Annotated in this window: 3 protein-coding genes; all 3 read left to right on the forward strand. The window is 53.1% G+C overall.

The window, feature by feature from the left end; translation table 11 throughout:
• Positions 1–450: 450 nt before the first annotated feature.
• The 3 genes from HMPREF3092_RS03075 to erm all read left to right on the forward strand — a co-directional run bounded on the left by HMPREF3092_RS03075 (position 451) and on the right by erm (position 3,981).
• The gene (locus HMPREF3092_RS03075; RefSeq protein ID WP_070423801.1) at positions 451–2,073 is read left to right on the forward strand and encodes an ABC-F family ATP-binding cassette domain-containing protein; all 1,623 of its coding nucleotides are present in this window, start codon (positions 451–453) and stop codon (positions 2,071–2,073) included.
• Complete coding sequence (locus tag HMPREF3092_RS03080) at positions 2,073–2,720, forward strand: CatB-related O-acetyltransferase (RefSeq protein WP_070423802.1); 648 nt, start codon at positions 2,073–2,075, stop codon at positions 2,718–2,720. Before HMPREF3092_RS03075 ends, HMPREF3092_RS03080 begins: the two co-directional genes overlap by 1 nt.
• Before the next feature lie 466 nt (positions 2,721–3,186).
• A complete protein-coding gene (gene erm / locus HMPREF3092_RS03085) occupies positions 3,187–3,981 on the forward strand; it encodes a 23S ribosomal RNA methyltransferase Erm (protein WP_043056605.1) in 795 nt (264 codons plus the stop codon).
• Positions 3,982–4,014: the final 33 nt, after the last annotated feature.

The raw sequence follows: 4,014 nt of genomic DNA on the forward strand, positions 1-4,014 counted from the left end.
CTCTGACTGCCGCCAATCTTTGCAACAGAGCCAGTAAAGACCTGGGGTAAGAACCCTTGGACGGGCACTACGATTTGAGTTTCATCGTCATACGACACGACTGCCATGGCATACCCAATTAGACGTTTCTGTCAGTCTTTCTGTGTAGCACTGCGAGACCGTTGGCGACAGCCAAACGAAGTAGTTCATTCAGATGCGGCCTGTGTTCGGTTGCGAACGCTCCACCGGAGAGAGTCACTGGATCCTGAATTTCTCTGAGTCGAAACTAGCCAGACAGAAAGCTAATGCGCAGTGAAAAACCTGGTAGAATGCCAACGCTATCTGAATCTTAAGTATAGGAAGAATCAATGCTGATCTACGACCGTTTCTCGCACCTTCTCGTGCGCTGATGTCGTAGCAGCTTGCCCATAGGCTCCGCCGTCAGCGCTTCCGCTGACAAGTTGGAGCTATATGTTTATACCCCAAGACTCTGCCGTAACCCTTACAGAAGTATCGTTTGAATGGTCTGATGGTACCGAGGTATTCCACGACCTGAACGCCACATTCAGAACTGGACGCACTGGCCTGATCGGCGCCAACGGCACGGGAAAAACTACCCTACTGAAACTCATTTGCGGTGCGCTGACCGCAACTTCCGGATCGATTCAAGTCACTGGACGTGTCGGTTATCTTCCTCAAAATCTCAACCTCAATACTGAATCTACCGTCGCCGAGCTTTTGGGGATTCAGCAGAAACTCCACGCACTACGTGCCATTGAATCTGGGGAGGTTCAAGAAGGCTATTTCCAAACGCTTGGGGATAGTTGGGATATCGAGGCCCGGGCACGCGCTGTTCTGGACAGTATCGGGCTATACGACATCGATCTTGACCGTAAAGTCAAAAGCCTATCTGGCGGTGAAGCAATGCTTGCTGCGCTTGCCGGACTACAGCAGGACGAGCACGAAATCGTGCTGCTTGATGAACCGACAAACAACCTTGACCGGGAGGGCCGCCAGAAACTTTACGATGTCATTACTGCATGGCGTGGAAATCTTATCGTCGTGAGTCACGATGTCATGCTGCTTGACCTCATGGATGATACGGCTGAACTCCAGGCTGGGTCATTGACAGTATTCGGCGGAAACTACAGTGCGTATCAACGATACCTGGCGCAAGAGCAATCCGCGGCTGAGCAGGCGCTGCGTACCGCTGAACAAAAAGTCAAAGTCGAAAAGCAACAACGCGCTGAAGCGCAGATCAAACTGGCACGTCGTCGACGGTATGCGCAAACGGACTTCGAAAATAAGCGCAAACCCAAAATCGTCATGAACCAACGTAGAACCGAGGCGGAGGTTTCCGCAGGGAAATTGCGAGGCATGCACGATGAGAAACTTGAGGCCGCGCAGCTTGAAGCGAAGGAGCAAGCTGCACGAATCAGACGTGACCTGCACATTAGAATCAATCTTCCAGATCCACAGGTCGCTAGTAGAAGACAATTGGCTGAGTTCCGCAACAGCGACGATAGCGGATTTGTAATGTACGGACCTGAGCGTCTAGCCCTTACTGGTCCCAACGCAATAGGCAAAACACGTCTGCTCGAGACTTTAGTGATTCCCAGTAGTGCAAAAAAGGGACTACCCTATGCGATACGACACACAGACCGTATTGGGTATTTACCGCAACGACTCAGCCATCTCAATAATGAGGCCAGCGTATTCGAGGCCATACGAGACGCGACACCTGATACCCCTCCAGAAGAGGTGCGTGAAAACCTGGCACGGCTTTTGTTTCGTGGTGACACCATCCATCAGCGCATCGGAACGCTTTCTGGAGGGGAACGCTTCCGAGTGGCGCTTGCCCGGTTACTCCTGTCTGAACCACCACATCAGCTCCTAGTACTGGACGAGCCCACGAATAATCTCGACCTGGATAGTGTCAACCAACTTGTAGACGCGCTTAGTACGTACCGCGGGGGCCTCATCGTTGTGAGCCATGACGATGCGTTCCTGAAACGTCTCAATATCACTACATGGCTGACTCTCAACGCGGATGGCCTACATGCTAGGCAACCTACCGGACCAAAGGAGACGTGATGTTTAATATTCCAAACCCCGATCACCGGAATCCTTCCACCAGACCCGATCTTTCCAATGTCATCTTCCTAAAGAATGATGTAGCTTCTTCATTGATCGAAGTCGGTGACTTTACCTATTACGATGACGAAGGGTTTCGGCCAGCGTTTGAACAGGCCAATGTGAAATACCTCTATGGACCTCAGCGGTTGATTATCGGCCGATTCACCGCAATCGGACCTGGTGCAACGTTTCTGATGCCGGGTGGGAACCACCCCATGATCGGACCTTCAACCTATCCCTTTACAATGTTTGGCGGCACCTGGGCCGAAAACACGCTCGAAACCTTTATGTCGATCCAACAATCAGGTGACACGGTGATTGGCAATGATGTATGGGTCGGACGCGAAGCCACGATCATGCCGAGCGTCACAGTGGCAGACGGGGCAGTGATCGGAGCGCACAGCGTCGTGACGAAGGACGTCGCTCCATACGAAATCGTTGCAGGAAATCCCGCAAGAACTATCCGAAGACGCTTCAACGACGAGGATATCGCGCGGCTCACCGCAGCAAAATGGTGGGACTGGCCAATCGAGAAGATTACCGAACATGCGGCAACGATTATGTCTGGCACTCCAAACGAGATCGAGCAGTTAGCATCAAACTAAATTATGCTCACAAGCGTGCGACGAGACTCATAGAGAGCCTCATTGACAGGTGTCCTCCTACCAAAAGTTCAATAGTGTTCCCATCAAAGAGGACTGGTCACCGGCGTATACCCGGTTTGACGCTGTCAAATGAGGACTGACCGGATGTCAACACTCGTGTGGCTGCCGCTTGGTATTGGCGACCCGGGTTCACTTTTGAAGTCACTGACGAAGTGGCGAGAGTCTTCGCTCGGTGCCGCTCCGCAGCGTAGCGGCACCTCTTGTCGCCCTGAACGGCCGAATTGAAAGGCCAACGGTGTTGTGTTAACGTGTTGAACATGTGTTGTCTAGGTATTGCATCAATGAGGCTCCGCCGCCACTGACGGCGGAACTACTCTCTATTGCATAGTCCCGCCGTCCGACCGGTCCCGCCGGGCGGCGTCTATCTGCCTACCCGGCTCCGTTTGCGACTCTGCGGAGCTATATTATGCATGCCTATCATCACGGCCGTCACGAACACGGCCAAAATTTTCTCCACGATAAAACGATCCAAAAATCGATCCTGGAACACGTCAAAACAACCACCGGACCCATCATCGAGATCGGCCCTGGCGCTGGTGCTCTCACCAAGCATTTAGTACACCTGGAACGACCGTTGAGGGCTGTCGAAATCGACCGCCGACTCGCTGAGTCACTAGCGCAGCGGGTCGGTAAGAAGGTTGAGGTCGTACACGACGACTTCTTGCACTATCGACTTCCTCATATTCCACACGTGCTGGTAGGAAATCTTCCATTTCATCTGACCACCGCGATACTGCGTCGCATTTTTCGTGCGCCAGGTTGGAAGCACGCTATCTTGCTCGTCCAATGGGAGGTGGCCCGTCGCCGAGCAGGTGTCGGCGGAGCCACCATGATGACCGCCCAATGGTGGCCGTGGTTTGATTTTGAACTCGGTCGACGTGTCCCAGCAAGAGCTTTCACACCGCGCCCGAACGTTGATGGTGGAGTATTGATTATCACGCGCCGCCAAGACCCCCTCATACCTCCACGATCGCGCCAAGCTTTCCAGACCATGGTGCATAAGATTTTTACCGGTGGTGGCAAAGGGATCGCGCAAATTGCTACCCGAGCACAGCTGTTTCGTACTACACGCGAGGCTCGGAGGTGGGCAATCGGTGCGGGGCTAGATCCACATGCCCTACCCAAGGATCTATCGGCCCATCAATGGGTGGAGCTCTTCCAAGCTGGGAAGACTCCACGAAAGGAGGGGAGGAGAAAGTAAAGAGGCTCTGTTGCAAAAATCGTGAAGCTTGAG

The sequence above is a fragment of the Brevibacterium sp. HMSC24B04 genome, from assembly GCF_001806835.1.
GTDB lineage: Bacteria > Actinomycetota > Actinomycetes > Actinomycetales > Brevibacteriaceae > Brevibacterium > Brevibacterium ravenspurgense.